At 47.8% G+C, this 14709-nt stretch carries 15 protein-coding genes and 10 tRNA genes; 3 read left to right on the top strand and 22 right to left on the bottom strand.

The genetic code is table 11. The annotated features are described in order from the left end of the window. Positions 1-4 precede the first annotated feature (4 nt). The 4 genes from GI364_RS09480 to GI364_RS09465 all read right to left on the bottom strand — a co-directional run bounded on the left by GI364_RS09480 (position 5) and on the right by GI364_RS09465 (position 2169). Positions 5-550 (bottom strand): hypothetical protein, encoded by a 546-nt coding sequence (locus GI364_RS09480; protein ID WP_198853352.1) that lies wholly within the window; start codon positions 548-550, stop codon positions 5-7. A gap of 64 nt (positions 551-614) precedes the next feature. Further along, positions 615-1070: a hypothetical protein gene (locus tag GI364_RS09475; RefSeq protein WP_198853351.1), complete on the bottom strand. Its 456-nt coding sequence runs from the start codon at positions 1068-1070 to the stop codon at positions 615-617. Between the two features lie 53 nt (positions 1071-1123). Next, positions 1124-1690, bottom strand: coding sequence for a hypothetical protein (locus tag GI364_RS09470; RefSeq protein WP_198853350.1), 567 nt, complete (start codon positions 1688-1690; stop codon positions 1124-1126). Positions 1691-1728: 38 nt separating this feature from the next. After that, positions 1729-2169 carry a WapI family immunity protein gene (locus tag GI364_RS09465; protein ID WP_198853349.1) on the bottom strand — a complete coding sequence of 147 codons (441 nt, stop codon included), beginning with the start codon at positions 2167-2169 and terminating at the stop codon, positions 1729-1731. Positions 2170-3066: 897 nt separating this feature from the next. Here GI364_RS09465 and GI364_RS09460 point away from each other — a divergent pair. After that, a complete protein-coding gene (locus GI364_RS09460; protein WP_198853348.1) occupies positions 3067-3675 on the top strand; it encodes a DUF4304 domain-containing protein in 609 nt (202 codons plus the stop codon). Positions 3676-4151: 476 nt separating this feature from the next. On the opposite strand, the gene GI364_RS25385 is transcribed toward GI364_RS09460, so the two are convergent. The 17 genes from GI364_RS25385 to GI364_RS09375 all read right to left on the bottom strand — a co-directional run bounded on the left by GI364_RS25385 (position 4152) and on the right by GI364_RS09375 (position 10643). Beyond that, a complete protein-coding gene (locus tag GI364_RS25385; RefSeq protein ID WP_370541856.1) occupies positions 4152-4409 on the bottom strand; it encodes a DUF4357 domain-containing protein in 258 nt (85 codons plus the stop codon). Next, complete coding sequence (locus tag GI364_RS09450) at positions 4406-5065, bottom strand: GIY-YIG nuclease family protein (RefSeq protein WP_198853346.1); 660 nt, start codon at positions 5063-5065, stop codon at positions 4406-4408. The genes GI364_RS25385 and GI364_RS09450 overlap by 4 nt, the downstream gene beginning before the upstream one ends. A gap of 99 nt (positions 5066-5164) precedes the next feature. After that, a complete protein-coding gene (locus GI364_RS09445; RefSeq protein ID WP_198853345.1) occupies positions 5165-5410 on the bottom strand; it encodes a hypothetical protein in 246 nt (81 codons plus the stop codon). A gap of 110 nt (positions 5411-5520) precedes the next feature. After that, positions 5521-5748, bottom strand: coding sequence for a helix-turn-helix domain-containing protein (locus tag GI364_RS09440; protein ID WP_198853344.1), 228 nt, complete (start codon positions 5746-5748; stop codon positions 5521-5523). A gap of 51 nt (positions 5749-5799) precedes the next feature. Further along, a complete protein-coding gene (locus GI364_RS09435) occupies positions 5800-6876 on the bottom strand; it encodes a tyrosine-type recombinase/integrase (protein ID WP_198853343.1) in 1077 nt (358 codons plus the stop codon). A gap of 208 nt (positions 6877-7084) precedes the next feature. Continuing rightward, positions 7085-7159: transfer RNA gene (locus GI364_RS09430), tRNA-Arg, on the bottom strand. 61 nt (positions 7160-7220) lie between these two features. Beyond that, positions 7221-8894: an anthranilate synthase component I family protein gene (locus GI364_RS09425; protein WP_198853342.1), complete on the bottom strand. Its 1674-nt coding sequence runs from the start codon at positions 8892-8894 to the stop codon at positions 7221-7223. Next, positions 8891-9487, bottom strand: coding sequence for an anthranilate synthase component II (locus GI364_RS09420; protein ID WP_198853341.1), 597 nt, complete (start codon positions 9485-9487; stop codon positions 8891-8893). Before GI364_RS09420 ends, GI364_RS09425 begins: the two co-directional genes overlap by 4 nt. 308 nt (positions 9488-9795) lie before the next feature. Next, positions 9796-9872, bottom strand: a tRNA-Ile gene (locus GI364_RS09415). 4 nt (positions 9873-9876) lie between these two features. After that, positions 9877-9953, bottom strand: a tRNA-Asp gene (locus tag GI364_RS09410). Positions 9954-9956: 3 nt separating this feature from the next. Beyond that, positions 9957-10032 (bottom strand) — tRNA-Met (locus GI364_RS09405). A 24-nt stretch (positions 10033-10056) separates the two neighbouring features. Further along, positions 10057-10131: transfer RNA gene (locus GI364_RS09400), tRNA-Val, on the bottom strand. Beyond that, positions 10132-10206 (bottom strand) — tRNA-Glu (locus GI364_RS09395). A 112-nt stretch (positions 10207-10318) separates the two neighbouring features. Beyond that, positions 10319-10393, bottom strand: a tRNA-Asn gene (locus GI364_RS09390). Positions 10394-10398: 5 nt separating this feature from the next. Continuing rightward, positions 10399-10474: transfer RNA gene (locus GI364_RS09385), tRNA-Ala, on the bottom strand. 5 nt (positions 10475-10479) lie between these two features. Beyond that, a tRNA-Leu gene (locus tag GI364_RS09380) sits at positions 10480-10562 on the bottom strand. Positions 10563-10566: 4 nt separating this feature from the next. After that, positions 10567-10643: transfer RNA gene (locus GI364_RS09375), tRNA-Arg, on the bottom strand. Positions 10644-10921: 278 nt separating this feature from the next. Here GI364_RS09375 and GI364_RS09370 point away from each other — a divergent pair. Further along, the gene (locus tag GI364_RS09370; protein ID WP_198853340.1) at positions 10922-11566 is read left to right on the top strand and encodes a hypothetical protein; all 645 of its coding nucleotides are present in this window, start codon (positions 10922-10924) and stop codon (positions 11564-11566) included. Between the two features lie 71 nt (positions 11567-11637). Here the strand turns inward: GI364_RS09370 and GI364_RS09365 are convergent, their stop codons facing one another. Beyond that, positions 11638-13068, bottom strand: coding sequence for an NAD(P)/FAD-dependent oxidoreductase (locus GI364_RS09365; protein WP_198853339.1), 1431 nt, complete (start codon positions 13066-13068; stop codon positions 11638-11640). A 283-nt stretch (positions 13069-13351) separates the two neighbouring features. On the opposite strand from GI364_RS09365, the gene GI364_RS09360 reads away from it, so the two are divergent. Then, entirely contained in the window at positions 13352-14653 is a 1302-nt protein-coding gene (locus GI364_RS09360; protein ID WP_198853338.1) for an Nramp family divalent metal transporter, read from the top strand. The last annotated feature ends 56 nt before the right edge of the window (positions 14654-14709 follow it).

Raw genomic sequence — 14709 nt, 5'->3', positions numbered from 1 at the left:
AACTTCACCTCTTCGCAAAAACCTCAATAGCCTTCGACGCCCTAGCCACAATGTTTCGCTTCGTAATCACGTCACTAAGATAGTCCGTATTTCGATATTCTTCTGCGATTGTGATGGGGCTGTTGAGTACACGATGGAGAAGTTCGAGTGCCAAATCCTTCCCGTCGGACAATACGTCGTTCTCGCCCTGTAATTGACTCAGTGATCCAAGAACATGAACGATTCTCTCCGCCACTAATAGTTGACTAAAAGAATCCAAACCACGTCTCTTTTCCCTGACTGCATCAAGCAGTAAGGCAAAGAAAAACACGTCGTTGTAGTTGTAGAGGATGTCGCTCCATTCAGACAACAAAAGTTCTATTTTGTGGGCGTTAGTTTCATTTTTGATCTCTGACGATAATTCTCGTTGTTTTTCTTCAATCCATGCCAGTTCCTGTTCCTTCGAGACCCCAAAGCTCTTATAGTATCCGTAGTCTCCTTCTCGATCCATGTGAAAATAACTGCCACCATATTTGAGAAATATGTCCCTAGCGGTGTCCAACTGCTCCACCTTACGTACCCTCCTGGCTACCCAAGCATTAAAGGTGCATTCTACTACCAACAAAAGCGCTTTATTACCGCTTCCACTCATCGCCATATTTAGAGAATGGGCGCAAAAAGTTCTCCACATCTGTCTCGTCTAAATCTGTAAAACGATATTCGTCCTCAATAATGTTCATCTTTACTACCACTTCATCATCAAGGGAGTCACTGGATATTTCATTGGAAAACCTATAGAGGTAATGAACTATAGCTTCATTATCACATTTGTGCTTCGCATTGAGCCAAAGTAATCCAAGCAAAACCTTAACAGGCATCGCGTCACCGTGTTCACCTTGAAGTCTTCTCAACGCACTCACAACATCCACAGGCTCTGAGTTTACCGCCATGGAAACATCAATAAGTTCACTTGATGGTCGTTGCTCTAATTCGATGAGCCTGTCTTCCCATTCTATTACTTCGTCCTTGCTAAAGAATCCAATTTCCAGTCCTAACCTGTAAACTCCTGCGATTGTCTGTAAGGAAAGCACTGCATCACATCCTTAGCAACATGCTGTAATAAAAGAGCGGCGGTTTCATAAACCTAGTTCAAGTCCTGCCATCTGTATTTGTTGGGAGGCGTGAATTGGAAAGAACTCAAAGGTGTCTTCTTTCCTGTACCATAAAACCTAAACTCGAAGTTGTTCCAACCAACCCAGTTGTATTCGAACAGAAATTGGTTACGGTCAGCACTTAATTTCCGACTTTGCCCCTCATATACACGAACACCACTGGTCTGTCCTATTATCTGCATTACGTCCTTATATGATGAACCAACCCTGATAGCATGACTAATCTCAAATCCAGCTTCCTTAGGGAGGATACCTTTTTCAGTGAAGTCGTTGTCTATCCCAGACTCCCACAGGATTGAGGAGTTATATGAAAGACTAGCAAAATACTCACCTTCAACACCAACTTCATGTCGTTCCATGCCACTGTCTAAGTACCACCGCTTCGTGTTGTACCATATTGAAAACCCATTACCCATGTAGTAATGACCACCGCCAAAAAACTCACCAGGAATGCGGCTCACAGGTTCTCCAAGTAGGTCAAAAACCTCTATGAGTGGCTTGAATAGCGGAATATCCTCTAATTCTGAAAACCACTGCATACACCGCATCACACTCCTTCCCTAATAAAAGCACAGTTTTATGATGTACTGATCGGCTGCAAGAGTCCCTTAAAACCCCGTATGATGTTTAGCAACTCTGTGGGATCAAGTTCAAATCCAGTTTCCAGGTGATGTTGAAACATCTGACCTGTTCCAAACTGAGGCTTCGACATGAGCAGTTTAATAGCTACGTGACCACGATGGTCAAATGCGAAGATAGATATTTCACACTCATTTGGACTCATGCTCTGCAGTGTAGCCGCACCTTGTCTTGATGCGTCCAACAAATTTAGGTCCGAAATAAATTTCTTCAAACTCTCCTTTGTAAACCAGACTGTAGGATTGCTTGCAGAATACAAATGACCATATGAACTCGCGGAAATGCTAATCATGAGTGAGACGCTAGGAAGATGTTGCGATTCATATTCAACTGGAATCATTTCAATATAAGACTCTCTGTCGTCGGATAAGACCCGCATAGGCTCACCTCTTCAGTATATTACTGTTGACCACGAAACCTTTCGGACGTTCAATCAGTGCGATTCCTCAGACTCTCTTTGTACCCATCGATCCTATTCCACGGGCAACTAGGATCAGTGCATGGCTCGTCAGGGTCAAAGTCCCCCATGTTCGAACTCGAAGTGGAAACAAATCCAGTGCATTCGCTCAAACAGTTCGTAGTCATCACTAAAAACTCTAACAGGCTTGCCACATCTAACGCATAAGGTGAGATACAGAATGTGGGACAGTAAGAATCGACAAATGAATTATGTGACCATTTCGTTTCCAAGTATATATGAGGACAGCTCTATATATTTGAAAGATATACTACCTGAAAGAGAAGGGACTATGTTTTCTCTGATATTAATGCGCAAGATTATGGATACGCAGGTTGTCATGGAGTAGTCGAAGTTTCTCGATCAGTCCTCCGAATCACCAGTTGTATTGTCGAGAGCGTGTATTGAGTAACCAACGCGTATAGGATTGCAAATCCATGCAGTCCGCCAGGCTTGCAGGTTGTGTGAGATTTAGGCAGGCATGAGATGAAGTTGGACGAACGGAATTTCGAGGAGGCTTTGGGTTGAAAAAAGTGGAATTAATCAAGCATGCTTGCCGAAAGAATTCTACATACAAGCGTGACGGCGGTTGGCGAGACAACACTTGGCGTGTACAGTATGTACCCTAACCGGATGGAAAGTTTACTCCACAGAACGAGGTGTAAAGTTCTGTGTTGCTTTCTAACAGAGATGGTGCCGTTCATGTGACTGTACAACCCCCCCACGAACCGCTGAAGTATGTGCTAGACAAATTGGAAGACAAATCCCTCAAAAAAGTTACACATACATTGGACCGAGGTCGAAATAGGGAGGTACCTTATGAAGGTATTATTGCAAAGAGTCGATCAGGAACTAAAGAGCCTAGGATATAGGAGAAAGGGAAATAATTTTTGGAAAATTGAAAATGATTTTTACAGAGTAATCAATTTTCAAAGAGGGCTTTACGGACAATACTATTTCATTAACATAGGTATACATCCTCATGGAATGCCTAAACTGGTTTCCAATGAATTGCTAATTTTGGAACAGCCAAAAGAACATGAATGTATCATAAGACAAAGGGTAGAACAAGTCGTAAAGAATATAGAAATGAGAGTTTTCGAAGAAGGATTAGTTTCAATTGAAAACGAGAGGGCAGCGGATTATTTTATTGAGAGTATGCCAGAAATCGAGGAATGGATTTTGAAATATGGGACGTACGAAGGGATAATTGGCAAAACTGAAGATGACATGTATTCGTTGCTCAACGTGTCGCCCATTGCCAAAAGGAAAGAGTTCGCCTTATTGCAGGTTTTTTGCAAAATTAAACTAAGAGATAAGGACGGAGCCAATGAGGCTTTAGTGAAATACAAAGCCGAAAAAGTCAACGGTCTAAATTTCCGTAAAATAGATAATTATTTAGTTTCGTTAATTGATTGTATTACTTAGGCATCGTCTGTGTTCCAAAGAGACTAGGGGGACGCTATCAGCAGTCTCATATCACCGAGATGACATCATTCTCTCTTGACCGGAAAACAGCACTGAACTTTTAGACATCTACAAGGACAAGAGCGAGAACTTTAAGTTGATAATAATGTCCTGAGCGTCAAACATGAAGACTAGCAGTCAATGCTTCCTGACCTAACACACGCGTCGCGGCTGACTGAGTTATCTTCTGACCACATTGTGTCTTTGGCGTAGCTAATCTAGTTCCCAATCAAATTGAACCATTGGGGCTTTAACGCGACAATATTGGAAGAAAAACAATGCCCAACGGCGCACTAATCATTAGCACACCGTTTCTCTTCGATTTAGGGAACCAAATCGTCGACATGTACTTTGTGAAATACAAGGCACCTTCTTCATCCATTTCATGTTTCATCCTCCAAAACGGCACCCATTACATCCCTACCCCACAACGGTCCTCAACACTGAGCGGTGAGCGCTGAGTTCTGCTCGAATTCATAGTCCCGTAACGTCAAAGAAGCGCACTTCCATTCTGTCAGCCCACTAACGTTTCGTCCGAGAACGATGACCGCAGCGTAGGATGGGCTAGAAAACCGATGATTTTTCTCGAACTCATAATAATCGCCCTTGTCCACGATTACCCCGTTGGAGAGAAGGTCTTCGATGTCCTTCTTACGTACTGCGCTCAATGCCGAAAAGGAAACCGCACTACTCACCGTCTTGTTTGCGATGGAACCCGCCAAAATCTCAATTGGGCACCTATGCTCTTTCTGCCCATCGCTTCAAATGCTGTACCATCGTCCAACTTACTGCGGATGACAAATACAGATTCCTCCTCCGTCTGAGGCGTTTTCTCCTGCTGTAACACGGGATGTCCAACGGAGGACATAATGAGCTTCACATAGGAGAAAAATTCATCCACTTGCGCACGGTCTTGTTCTGTCAAATCGAACGTATCCTCACTCGGTTCGTTCTGGGTCACCAGATATTTTCCCGCCTTTTTCGCCTCCCGGATGAGCATGAGTTCGAGATACCTCGTATGTCCTGTATTCAAGCTACCGTCATTCGCGAAAAACACGACACATTCGTCCCACCAATCTATTGTGGCAAGATGGTCAAATAACCTTTGTTTCAGGATTCCTCCCTGCCCAGCCCGTGCTCTCGCTTGATTCGGGTTTTTCGAATCCTTCCCAAACAACAAATACACGCCTGTACGATACAACTCAGTTCGTGTTTGGCTCGTCAGTCGAACCAAATCTCTTGGAATGCGCAGTCCGGCACCGCTCCAATTACTGAGGGTATACAGCACCCTCCCCGCCGGTGATCCGTCCATAAAGAACGACGACAACGTACGCGGATAGTTATCCATCATGACTCCCTCCTGTAACGACGACTTGACCAAAAGCGTGGCAGCGTGCCTCCGCCTTCGAGCACCCAGTGCAAAATTGTGTTCAGAGAAGACGTGGCACTCTCATGAGTTACGGTAGTAGTGAATCAACGCCATCGTTTTCTCATACAGGCATCGGAGTCGCTGTTGATTCATTTGCCCATCATTAATGGCGTGTAGAAACATCGTTTGGATATCCCTGCGCTGCCGCTCAGGATTGTAGCCGTGTTCAATTCTCGCGCTCTTAAAACTTGCGATTTGCAAAAGCGAAAGTAAGTTCCCGTCTGCATGACAATGTGTACATGCCCACCGCGTTGTCTCTTCGTCCATTACTGCCTCGTAATGACACGTTGGACAAGCAAATGTCAACATGCCTTCGGTGTGGAAATATTCAATGTCCCGCGTCTTGAGGAATGCTCTGGCGGCAAGGGAACGTTGGGTCATCTTGGCAATCGCTTGTCCCATTTTGCAGTAGGACGAGATTCGCGCAAGAACTGCTTAAACGCGGCACCAGAGACGATGTAGTGACCGCCAGGCGCGTACGCATCCATCACTCCAGTACGACACCACCGACGGGCAGTTTCCTCACTGACCTGCAAAATTTCAGCAATCGTATTTGGATCGAGAATGCAGTCATCATCGACTTCAAATATCGGGTCCAGTTTCACACGAAATGACTCCCTTCCTGTAAAAGTCACCTTGCGTCTATGCTCAAACCATTACCTGTGTCGCAGGTCCATTCGTGTCCGGCGTTGGGTCTTCCCCAAAATACCCTGCACGGGGCTGTACCGTTGATGTTGCGCCTGTACATCGGAAGTAAACATTTGAATATAGACACGGACCATATCCATGGTGCTGTGCCCAAGGAGGCGCTGCAGCGTAAAAGCATCCCCACCGTTCAAAATATAGAACTTGGCAAAGGTATGCCGAAACACGTGTGGTGAAACGCGGGTTTGTTCGATTCCGGCACGTTTAGCGTATCGCGTCAATTGCCTTCGGAAGCCAGACGGTTCCAAGGGGTCGCCGTAGATGCTGTAGAACAAGCGGTCGCCCTCGGGAAGTGACCGCTGCGTTTGCGATTTAAGTTTCAACAGGGCTTGAACCGTCGCAGGCGAAATGGGCAATTCACGGGATTTTCCGTTCTTCGCTAAGTGTGCAGGTACGACCAGGGCGTGGGTTTTCAGGTCGATGTCATAGAGCGTCAATCCCAGTGCTTCACTAATACGAAGTCCTGTATCCAATAACAGCAACATGACTGCATAATCCCGGCTCCCTGCATAGGACTGCAGATTGGGCTGATGCAAAAGCGCTGTCACTTGTTGTTTGTCAAGCGCGACGATGCGATCCTTGTCTGTCTTCAGCAATTTAATCTTCGCGCTCAGGTCCTCCTGCATGTAACCCTCTCTCGTCAAGTACCGAAAGAAGCACTTTAGGGTACGCAGTCGGACATTGATGGTGACCGGAGAAAGCCCGCGTTTGTGTGCATGATCCTTGGCGAGCCAAGGATGATTGTCCCAGATGCCTTTCTCCTTTTTTAAGTACAAAATGTATTGACGAATGACATCGACCGATAGTGTGACCTCTTCCAAGTTTTCCGACTGGCTCATTCTAACGAAATCTACCAAGCCCTTAAAATACACCTGATGATCGGAGAGCGTCCTGGGTCTCAATCCTTCAATTTCTTTGACCTCCAAAAAGGTTTGAAACAAAACCTGCGCTTCTGCAAAGGTAGGTGCCGTACGGGTATTAATCAAAACAGTACCCATTACGGGTTGGCGATGCTGACGTGGATTCAAAACAAAAAGACCTCCTTGCCTCCTTGGATTGAATCCATATGAGGACAAGCAGATCTTTTCTGAAATGGACTGCTGGATACACGGTTCCGTGCAAAGTTTGTCACACGTGCTCGGCTTTCCTGTGCCCTAGGAACATCGTCTGCTTCCAAATTGCCAAACGTGCGATATTCCTGTCACAGCAAGGCTTGCGCTCACCAGTCAGCTTCTTTGGTGCGCCTAGCAGGATTCGAACCTGCGCACCCGGTTCCGGAGACCGGTGCTCTATCCCCTGAGCTATAGGCGCAAGCGACGCCCATAAATATACCACAGAAGCGAGTTCACCTGCAACCCGCTCGGGCGTCACATCACACACGGACACCTGGTTTTTCGTTCAGTACCGCCAAGATTGCGCCGGATTTGTGACCGCACTCCATCCACTCTTGTTCTGGATTACTGTCGGCTACAATCCCTGCGCCCACTTGGACAAAATAGGTGCTGCTTGACTCGACTGTCGTTTCAACAATTGTGCGAATGACAATGGCCGTGTTTGCATTCGCGTCAAAGTCAATCATCCCTATCATACCGCCGTAAGGCCCGCGTCGGTACGGTTCCAGTTCGTCAATAATTTCCATGGCGCGAATCTTCGGGGCACCGGAAAGGGTGCCAGCGGGAAACGTAGACAAGAGCGCATGAAACACATTGACGTCTTCCCGCAGTTCACTTCGAATCGTAGATACAAGGTGAAACAGATGCGAATAAGGTTCTACCGTCATAAAGTCTTCCACACTGACCGATCCGATTTTGCTAACCCGCCCTAAGTCATTCCGGCACAAATCAACCAGCATAATGTGTTCTGCACGTTCTTTTTCGTCATTTAGCAGCCGCTGGCTAAGACGTTTATCTTCTTCTGGTGTAGCTCCTCTACCCTTCGAAGTACCGGCAATCGGCTTCATCTCAGCCCGACCTGAGGATGTGCGAAATTGGACTTCGGGACTGGCTCCAAACAGTCTCATATCCGGATACTCACTCATGAACATGTAAGGAGATGGATTAATTTTGCGCAACCTGTCGTACGCTTCGTAGTGGTGCATACGCTTCTTGATTCGAATCCGCTTTGATAGCACCACTTGAAAGATATCTCCCGCCTCAATGTATGTCTTTGCCTTTCGAACACTATTTTCGAAGTCTTCCTGAGAGACGTCTTCTGTGAGCGGGCTTTCATCGTCCAGCACAGGTGCAGACGTCGGCGGCCAATTGTATGTTTCAGGTACTTTACTCATCATCGCCTGGTCGCCCGCCGTCTGCTGGTTCGCATTGACATCACCTTTCGCTCCAGATGCGGAACTAAACGAATAGAATGCAGGCACAGACGGCGGCTCCTGAATCCAATCGGCCGCAAGTCTAGAAATCTGCTTTGTCTTCTCCAGCAAGACTCTTGCCTGCTCCGCGGAGACATACTGCTGCAGGATTCCAGCAGCCGAATAGAGTTCCAGCCTCTGTTCAGTCAACTGAATGACGGCACTGTGCCATTGCAGACGAACGTCCGGCAAGTCCCTGTCATCTATCGTTGTTTTCGGGAGAGATTCCAAATAGTGTACGGCATCATATCCAACATAGCCCAGGAACCCCTGGGCAAAAGGTGCTAAGTCCGTATCACCGAAAAAGCTCCGAATTCCTGTCCTCAGTGCTTCTAGGAAGTCCATTGCGTCTTTTGGGAAGAACACAGCTCTCTCACCGGCTATGACGCTCTTTGCCCCGACTGCCGCATCCGCTACATCTCGCGCATAGCCGCGTTTCTGGAGCACGCGCACAAGGTTCTCAAGAAGCGTTTCTTCTGCAATGAGAATCACATTTCCATCTTTAATCTGAACCTCTACCACGGGCAGTGCAGCAATAATACTCATTTTGTAGGCAGATTGTGTTTCTGCTGCACCGTCAAGCAAATACACTTCGCCTTCTCCACATGCCTCCGTAATGTGCAAATAGCTGTAGAAGGGATCGATTCGATTCGACAGGTTCCATTTTTTAAGTAAGGTCATGCCGAAAACACTCCTGTTGCAACTTTACTCATGAATGTCTGAAGGAAATTCCCAAGAATTTGTTTTCCAGACGGTGTCAACACGGATTCGGGGTGGAATTGCACACCCGCAGCACCCGTTTCCTTGTGGCGAATTGCCATAATGGCGTCTTCTGTCCATGCGGTAATATCGAAACAGGAAGGCAGTGTGGCTGGGTCTACTATGAGCGAATGATACCGGGTCGCTTGAAAAACGGGAGGAACATCTGAAAAGAGCGGATCAGTACCATCATGATGAACAGGAGAAGTCTTGCCGTGTCGAAGCTCGGGGGACCGCAGAATCGTTCCTCCATAAGCTTGTGCAAGAACCTGATGACCCAAACATACCCCGAAAACCGGGATTCTGCCTGAGAAGTAACGAATAGCGTCCATAGATGAACCGGCTTGTAACGGCGTGCCTGGTCCAGGGGAAACCAAGAGTGCTTCTGGTTGAAGACGGACGAGATTTTCTAAGGAAATGTTGTTACGCCGAACTGTCACCTCGGCACCTAATTCTCCACAATACTGTACGAGGTTAAAGGTAAATGAATCAAAGTTGTCAAGTACGAGCAGCAATGGCTCTCCTCCTCTCGAATTGAACAGTAGAAAACACAAAAACCGCAGCATAAGCTCCGGTTCGCAGGCTAAGCCACACCCTGTTACGGGCGTTCAACTGTTCAACTCATCTCTGCTTACTCAGCTCATCTCCATAACAGAGTAACCTTGAACGAATCACAGTGTCAAGGAGTCTCACAATAACTTCTGTAAAATGTGAAAATATAAGAATCGTATAACGATGGTACAATGGGACAAATGTACCAGGGGACAACAGAAAATTCAAAACCCCCTCCGTCTTGGAAGGGGTTCGCTAGTTCTAAGCGATTTGGTGGGCCTAAGAGGACTTGAACCTCTGACCTCACGATTATCAGTCGTGCGCTCTAGCCAGCTGAGCTATAGGCCCTTAGTGGCGGAGCTGACGGGATTCGAACCCGCGGTCTCCTGCGTGACAGGCAGGCATGTTGGGCCTCTACACCACAGCTCCACTTGGTTGCGGGGGCAGGACTTGAACCTGCGACCTTCGGGTTATGAGCCCGACGAGCTGCCAACTGCTCCACCCCGCGTCAGGGTTGATGCTATGAAATTGGTGGTGGGCGGTGGCAGGATCGAACTGCCGACCCCTCGCGTGTGAGGCGAGTGCTCTCCCGCTGAGCTAACCGCCCTGGTGACCCCAGGGGGACTCGAACCCCCGTTACCGCCGTGAAAGGGCGGTGTCTTAACCGCTTGACCATGGGGCCTTTATCACCGAATCCTTCAGTGACCAATGCTTACTCTCTCCTGCATTTCGTCTCCTATGAGTGCAACGAATGCCACAAGTTGTTCAGCGTCACTTGCTACAGGAAAGTGTCATGGCTCCCCGAGTAGGATTCGAACCTACGACCCTCCGGTTAACAGCCGGATGCTCTACCGCTGAGCTATCGAGGACCGTCTGGTGGAGCTAAGCGGATTCGAACCGCTGGCCTCTAGAGTGCGATTCTAGCGCTCTCCCAACTGAGCTATAGCCCCAAAGGTGGTGCCGAAGGCCGGACTCGAACCGGCACGGTTTCCCGCACGATTTTGAGTCGTGTGCGTCTGCCAATTCCGCCACTTCGGCACGCTGGCGTGCCCGGAGAGATTCGAACTCCCGACCTCTTGATTCGTAGTCAAGCGCTCTATCCAGCTGAGCTACGGGCACAAAACAAGCTCTTTGGTTGTTGTCCTCCACCGGAGCGACAAGGGTTATTATACGATGTTTCCCCCAGCAATGCAACCACTTTTTCAGGCGAATTTTCTTCGTGTCATAATAGGCTTTCATCCCCCTTCGCTGCACGTAACAACTAGTGCAATGCATTTGTATATTTCCTCCTAGATTGCGGAAAATAGCATCTGTCGTCAAAGCTTTGAATGACACCAAGAAGACAAATCGCAGACAACCAAAACAGCGACGACAAAACCAATTCAGGAGGTTACCTCATGCATCGAATCATGCAGGACTTGCAACAAATCAGAACCATCAGTCAGCAACTGCAAGCCAGTGAACGCCAGAACGCACAGATGCTTGCGCAGCAAAACGGCATGGCAGGTATGGCGCAAACCGAGACCCATGCCGCCCAACAACTTGGGCAAATCATTCAACTTTGCAACCAGGCGGAACAACAAGTTCAGCAGCAAATGACAATGCAAAATATGCAACAACAAAACATGCAGCCGCAAAACATGCAACATCAACCTATGCAACATCAACCTATGCAAAACAGTCTGCAACAAGCCATGCGTCCGATGCAACCAGGCTACCAGCAGCACTCGTATCCCGGGATTGCTGAAGTCATGCAAGCGGATCGGCAGGCTCAACAGCAAAACCAGCCATACAGTCAACAGTTTGGGCAGATGGCTCAGGTCATGCAAGCGGATCACCAAAATCAGCAACAAAATCAGCAACACAACCAGCCATACGGACAAATGGGCCAACCTCAAAGAACGAACTACGCAAACTATGCACAGCCCCAACACATGCAGCCAGCCTATACCACCCGTCCAGGATTTACTCCGGGCCTGTCACAGGTCATGCAAGCAGATAAAACTGCTGAGCAAGGACCAAGCCGTTCCAACTATAACTAAGGGCCCTCTGATAGAAAGCGCCACGAACAAACAGGCGAACCCAAGTGCTCCGTCGGGTTCGCCTTGTCACTTTATTGACTTAGCTGTTCCATAATGTTTCGTGCTGCATAGACACCGGAACTGGCTGCCTGAGAAATTCCTCTTGAGATTCCCGGACCGTCACCGGCACAATATAAGCCGTGGATTTTTGTTTCGAGTCGGTTGTCTACCTCTGCCCGTGCTGCATAGAATTTGGCTTCAACACCATAGAACAGTGTATGTTCATTGGCTACGCCAGGCGTAACGTGGTTCAATGCTTCAATCATTTCCTGTAAAGCAACCATGGTCTTGTAAGGCAGCACGAGACCCAAGTCTCCCGGCACCGCCTCTTTCAGTGTTGGCTCGATAAACCCTTCTCCAATCCGCTCAACAGTACTGCGGCGGCCCTTCAATATGTCACCGTATTTCTGAACAATGATGGACCCGTTGGACAATTCATTGGCATGCCGGCAAATCTGCTTTGCGAACTCGTTTGGACGATCAAAGGGTTCGGTAAAGCGGTGGCTGACCAGCAAAGCGAAGTTGGTATTGTCACTTCCTAAAGCCGGGTCCTTGTAGGCATGCCCGTTAGCCGCCATGACACCCGTATGATTTTCAACCACAACATGACCTGAAGGATTGCTGCAGAACGTCCGAACTCTCAGACCTGTTGACGGCGAAAGGAAAATAAACTTGCCTTCATACAGATGATCGTTTATCTCTTTCATAATGACATTCGACGTCTCCACCCGAACACCAATGTCCACTTGGTTGTTTGTCATGCGAAGCCCATGTTGACGAAGCAATTCGGACAACCACGTTGAGCCGTCGCGCCCAGGAGCCAGCAACACGTTATCGGCATGAATTTCTTCGCCCGATCGCGTTCTCACTCCCCGAACCTGATTGTTCTCGACCATCAGCTCTTCTACAAATGTACGGAACCGCAGCTCCACGTGTTTTTCCAAGTACGCAAAAATGTTTGTCATTAACTCTAAGTTTCTGTCTGTACCAATATGTCTCACTCTGGCACGCAGCAATTTCAGGCCTGCGCCCATGGCTTTTCTTTCTATCTGTGTGACTGCGTCTGTCGTAGGGTCGGTTATAGCTCCAGGGGCACCGTACTCCAAATTAATATCGTCTACATATTGAATCAAAGACAACACTTCCGAAGGCGACAAAAACTCCGTCAAAAAGCCGCCAAACTCAGACGTGATGTTAAATTTGCCGTCACTGAAACTGCCGGCACCGCCTGCGCCATTAATAACACCGCAAGCCGGCCAGCAACTAGCGTAGTTTTTAATCTTATTTGCGGGAGGACACTTTTCAATCTTCCCCTCCATAATTGGGCAGTGGCGATACTTTGCCTCCACACCCTTTTCTACAAGCAAGACTTTTGCGTTCGGCGCACGGCGTGTAAACTCGTAGGCTGCATACAGACCTGCGGGACCCGCACCTACGATGATAGCATCATACTGCTGAGTCATAATGACTCTCCTTTATTGTCAAGTTCCTAAAAGCACGAATCCGAACATTACTATAGACAAAATCATTTTATGTTCGGTATTTGTACCTTGTTCATTATACTTGACAGAATCACTAGAATCCACCCAGATGGTTTCTCGATTCACAGAGACAAGCACCAAATACAGCCCCTTTCATATACTGTACCCTAAGTTTCCTTTGGCTAACAAATTGTCTTCAAAGCAACTTTTGTGATGGCGAAGTACGCTGTACTGACAGAGAGGATATGTAAAGGAGTGCTCGTCTGTGTCTGTTCCAGAAACCACGGTAAAGCCAAATAAAACAGAATTAGCTGCAAGACATGTGCTTAGCGGTAAGCAGAAGGGATTACGCTCTCTGCTTCCGTTTATCGGACCCGCTTTTATTGCTGCTGTAGCATACATCGATCCCGGCAACTACGCCACAAACATCCAAAGCGGGTCGCAATTTGGCTACAGATTATTGTGGGTCGTTGTGCTGGCAAACCTGATGGCTATGCTGATACAGAGCATGTCTGCCAAACTGGGGATCGCAACGGGAAAAAGCCTCCCGGAGCTCTGCAGAGAGCGGTTCCCCAAATGGCTGTCCGTGTTCTTGTGGGTATTCTCCGAAATCGCCGCAATGGGGACAGACCTTGCCGAGTTTTTGGGTGCCACGCTAGGCCTGTATTTGCTCTTTCACATCCCGCTGCTCATCGGCACAATTATCACCGGTATAGCAACGTACGTAATTCTTATGCTCGATAGATTTGGGTTTAGACCCTTGGAAAAATTCATTGGTGCACTCGTTGTTTTGATTGGAATTTGCTACATTGCAGAGACCATTTTATCCAAACCTAATTTTCGCCAAGTCGCATACCACAGCGTTGTTCCATGGATTGGAAATGGCAGTGCGATGCTTCTGGCTGTCGGTGTCATTGGAGCCACCGTCATGCCCCATGTAGTCTATCTGCATTCGGGCTTGACGCAAAAACGGATCGTCCCCAAAAACGATGAAGAGAAAAGAAAAATCAACGGCTTTAGTATCAAGGAAATCATCATCGCGATGAGTCTGGCCGGCCTCGTCAATTTAGCCATGATGTACATGGCCGCTTCCGTTTTTCACGGCAGCGGGCATACAGGCATCGCCGACATCACAACGGCTTACAAAACCCTGACACCTCTGCTCGGTTCTGCCTCAGCAGCCGTCTTCCTTGTTTCCCTGTTAGCCTCCGGCTTCTCCAGCTCTGCTGTTGGCACCATGGCGGGACAGGTGATTATGCAAGGATTTGTTGGATTTACCATTCCACTATGGGTACGACGGGTCGTCACCATGGCTCCCACAATTGTCATTGTAGCTCTGCACGTCGACCCAACAAAAACCCTGGTCATAAGCCAAGTTGTTCTCAGCCTGGTTTTACCAATGCCTATTATTGCACTCATATACTTTACCCGCAGGCGTGACATTATGGGCGTTCTAGTCAATAAGCGCTGGACAACAGTCCTCGCGTCCCTTACCGCGGTGTTAATTGTCATGTTAAACCTGCTTCTTATCTATCAAACATTTGGCGGAAAACTCCCGTTTGTGTAACTGTTGGCAGGGGCAGATTCCACATACACAGCATTGACAGGAAAGCAGGTTTCATC

The organism is Alicyclobacillus sp. SO9, from assembly GCF_016406125.1.
In the GTDB taxonomy this organism is placed as follows: Bacteria; Bacillota; Bacilli; order Alicyclobacillales; family Alicyclobacillaceae; genus SO9.
Note: the sequence above shows the minus strand (reverse complement) of the source record. Positions and strands in the feature narration are given on the sequence as shown.

Excerpts from the sequence above, each read along its gene's own strand:
- GI364_RS09470 (WP_198853350.1), bottom strand. The coding sequence starts at position 1,690 with ATGCAGTGGTTTTCAGAATTAGAGGATATTCCGCTATTCAAGCCACTC.
- GI364_RS09465 (WP_198853349.1), bottom strand. The coding sequence starts at position 2,169 with ATGCGGGTCTTATCCGACGACAGAGAGTCTTATATTGAAATGATTCCA.
- GI364_RS09460 (WP_198853348.1), top strand. The coding sequence starts at position 3,067 with ATGAAGGTATTATTGCAAAGAGTCGATCAGGAACTAAAGAGCCTAGGA.
- GI364_RS09450 (WP_198853346.1), bottom strand. The coding sequence starts at position 5,065 with ATGATGGATAACTATCCGCGTACGTTGTCGTCGTTCTTTATGGACGGA.
- GI364_RS09445 (WP_198853345.1), bottom strand. The coding sequence starts at position 5,410 with ATGGACGAAGAGACAACGCGGTGGGCATGTACACATTGTCATGCAGAC.
- GI364_RS09425 (WP_198853342.1), bottom strand. The coding sequence starts at position 8,894 with ATGACCTTACTTAAAAAATGGAACCTGTCGAATCGAATCGATCCCTTC.
- GI364_RS09370 (WP_198853340.1), top strand. The coding sequence starts at position 10,922 with ATGCATCGAATCATGCAGGACTTGCAACAAATCAGAACCATCAGTCAG.
- GI364_RS09365 (WP_198853339.1), bottom strand. The coding sequence starts at position 13,068 with ATGACTCAGCAGTATGATGCTATCATCGTAGGTGCGGGTCCCGCAGGT.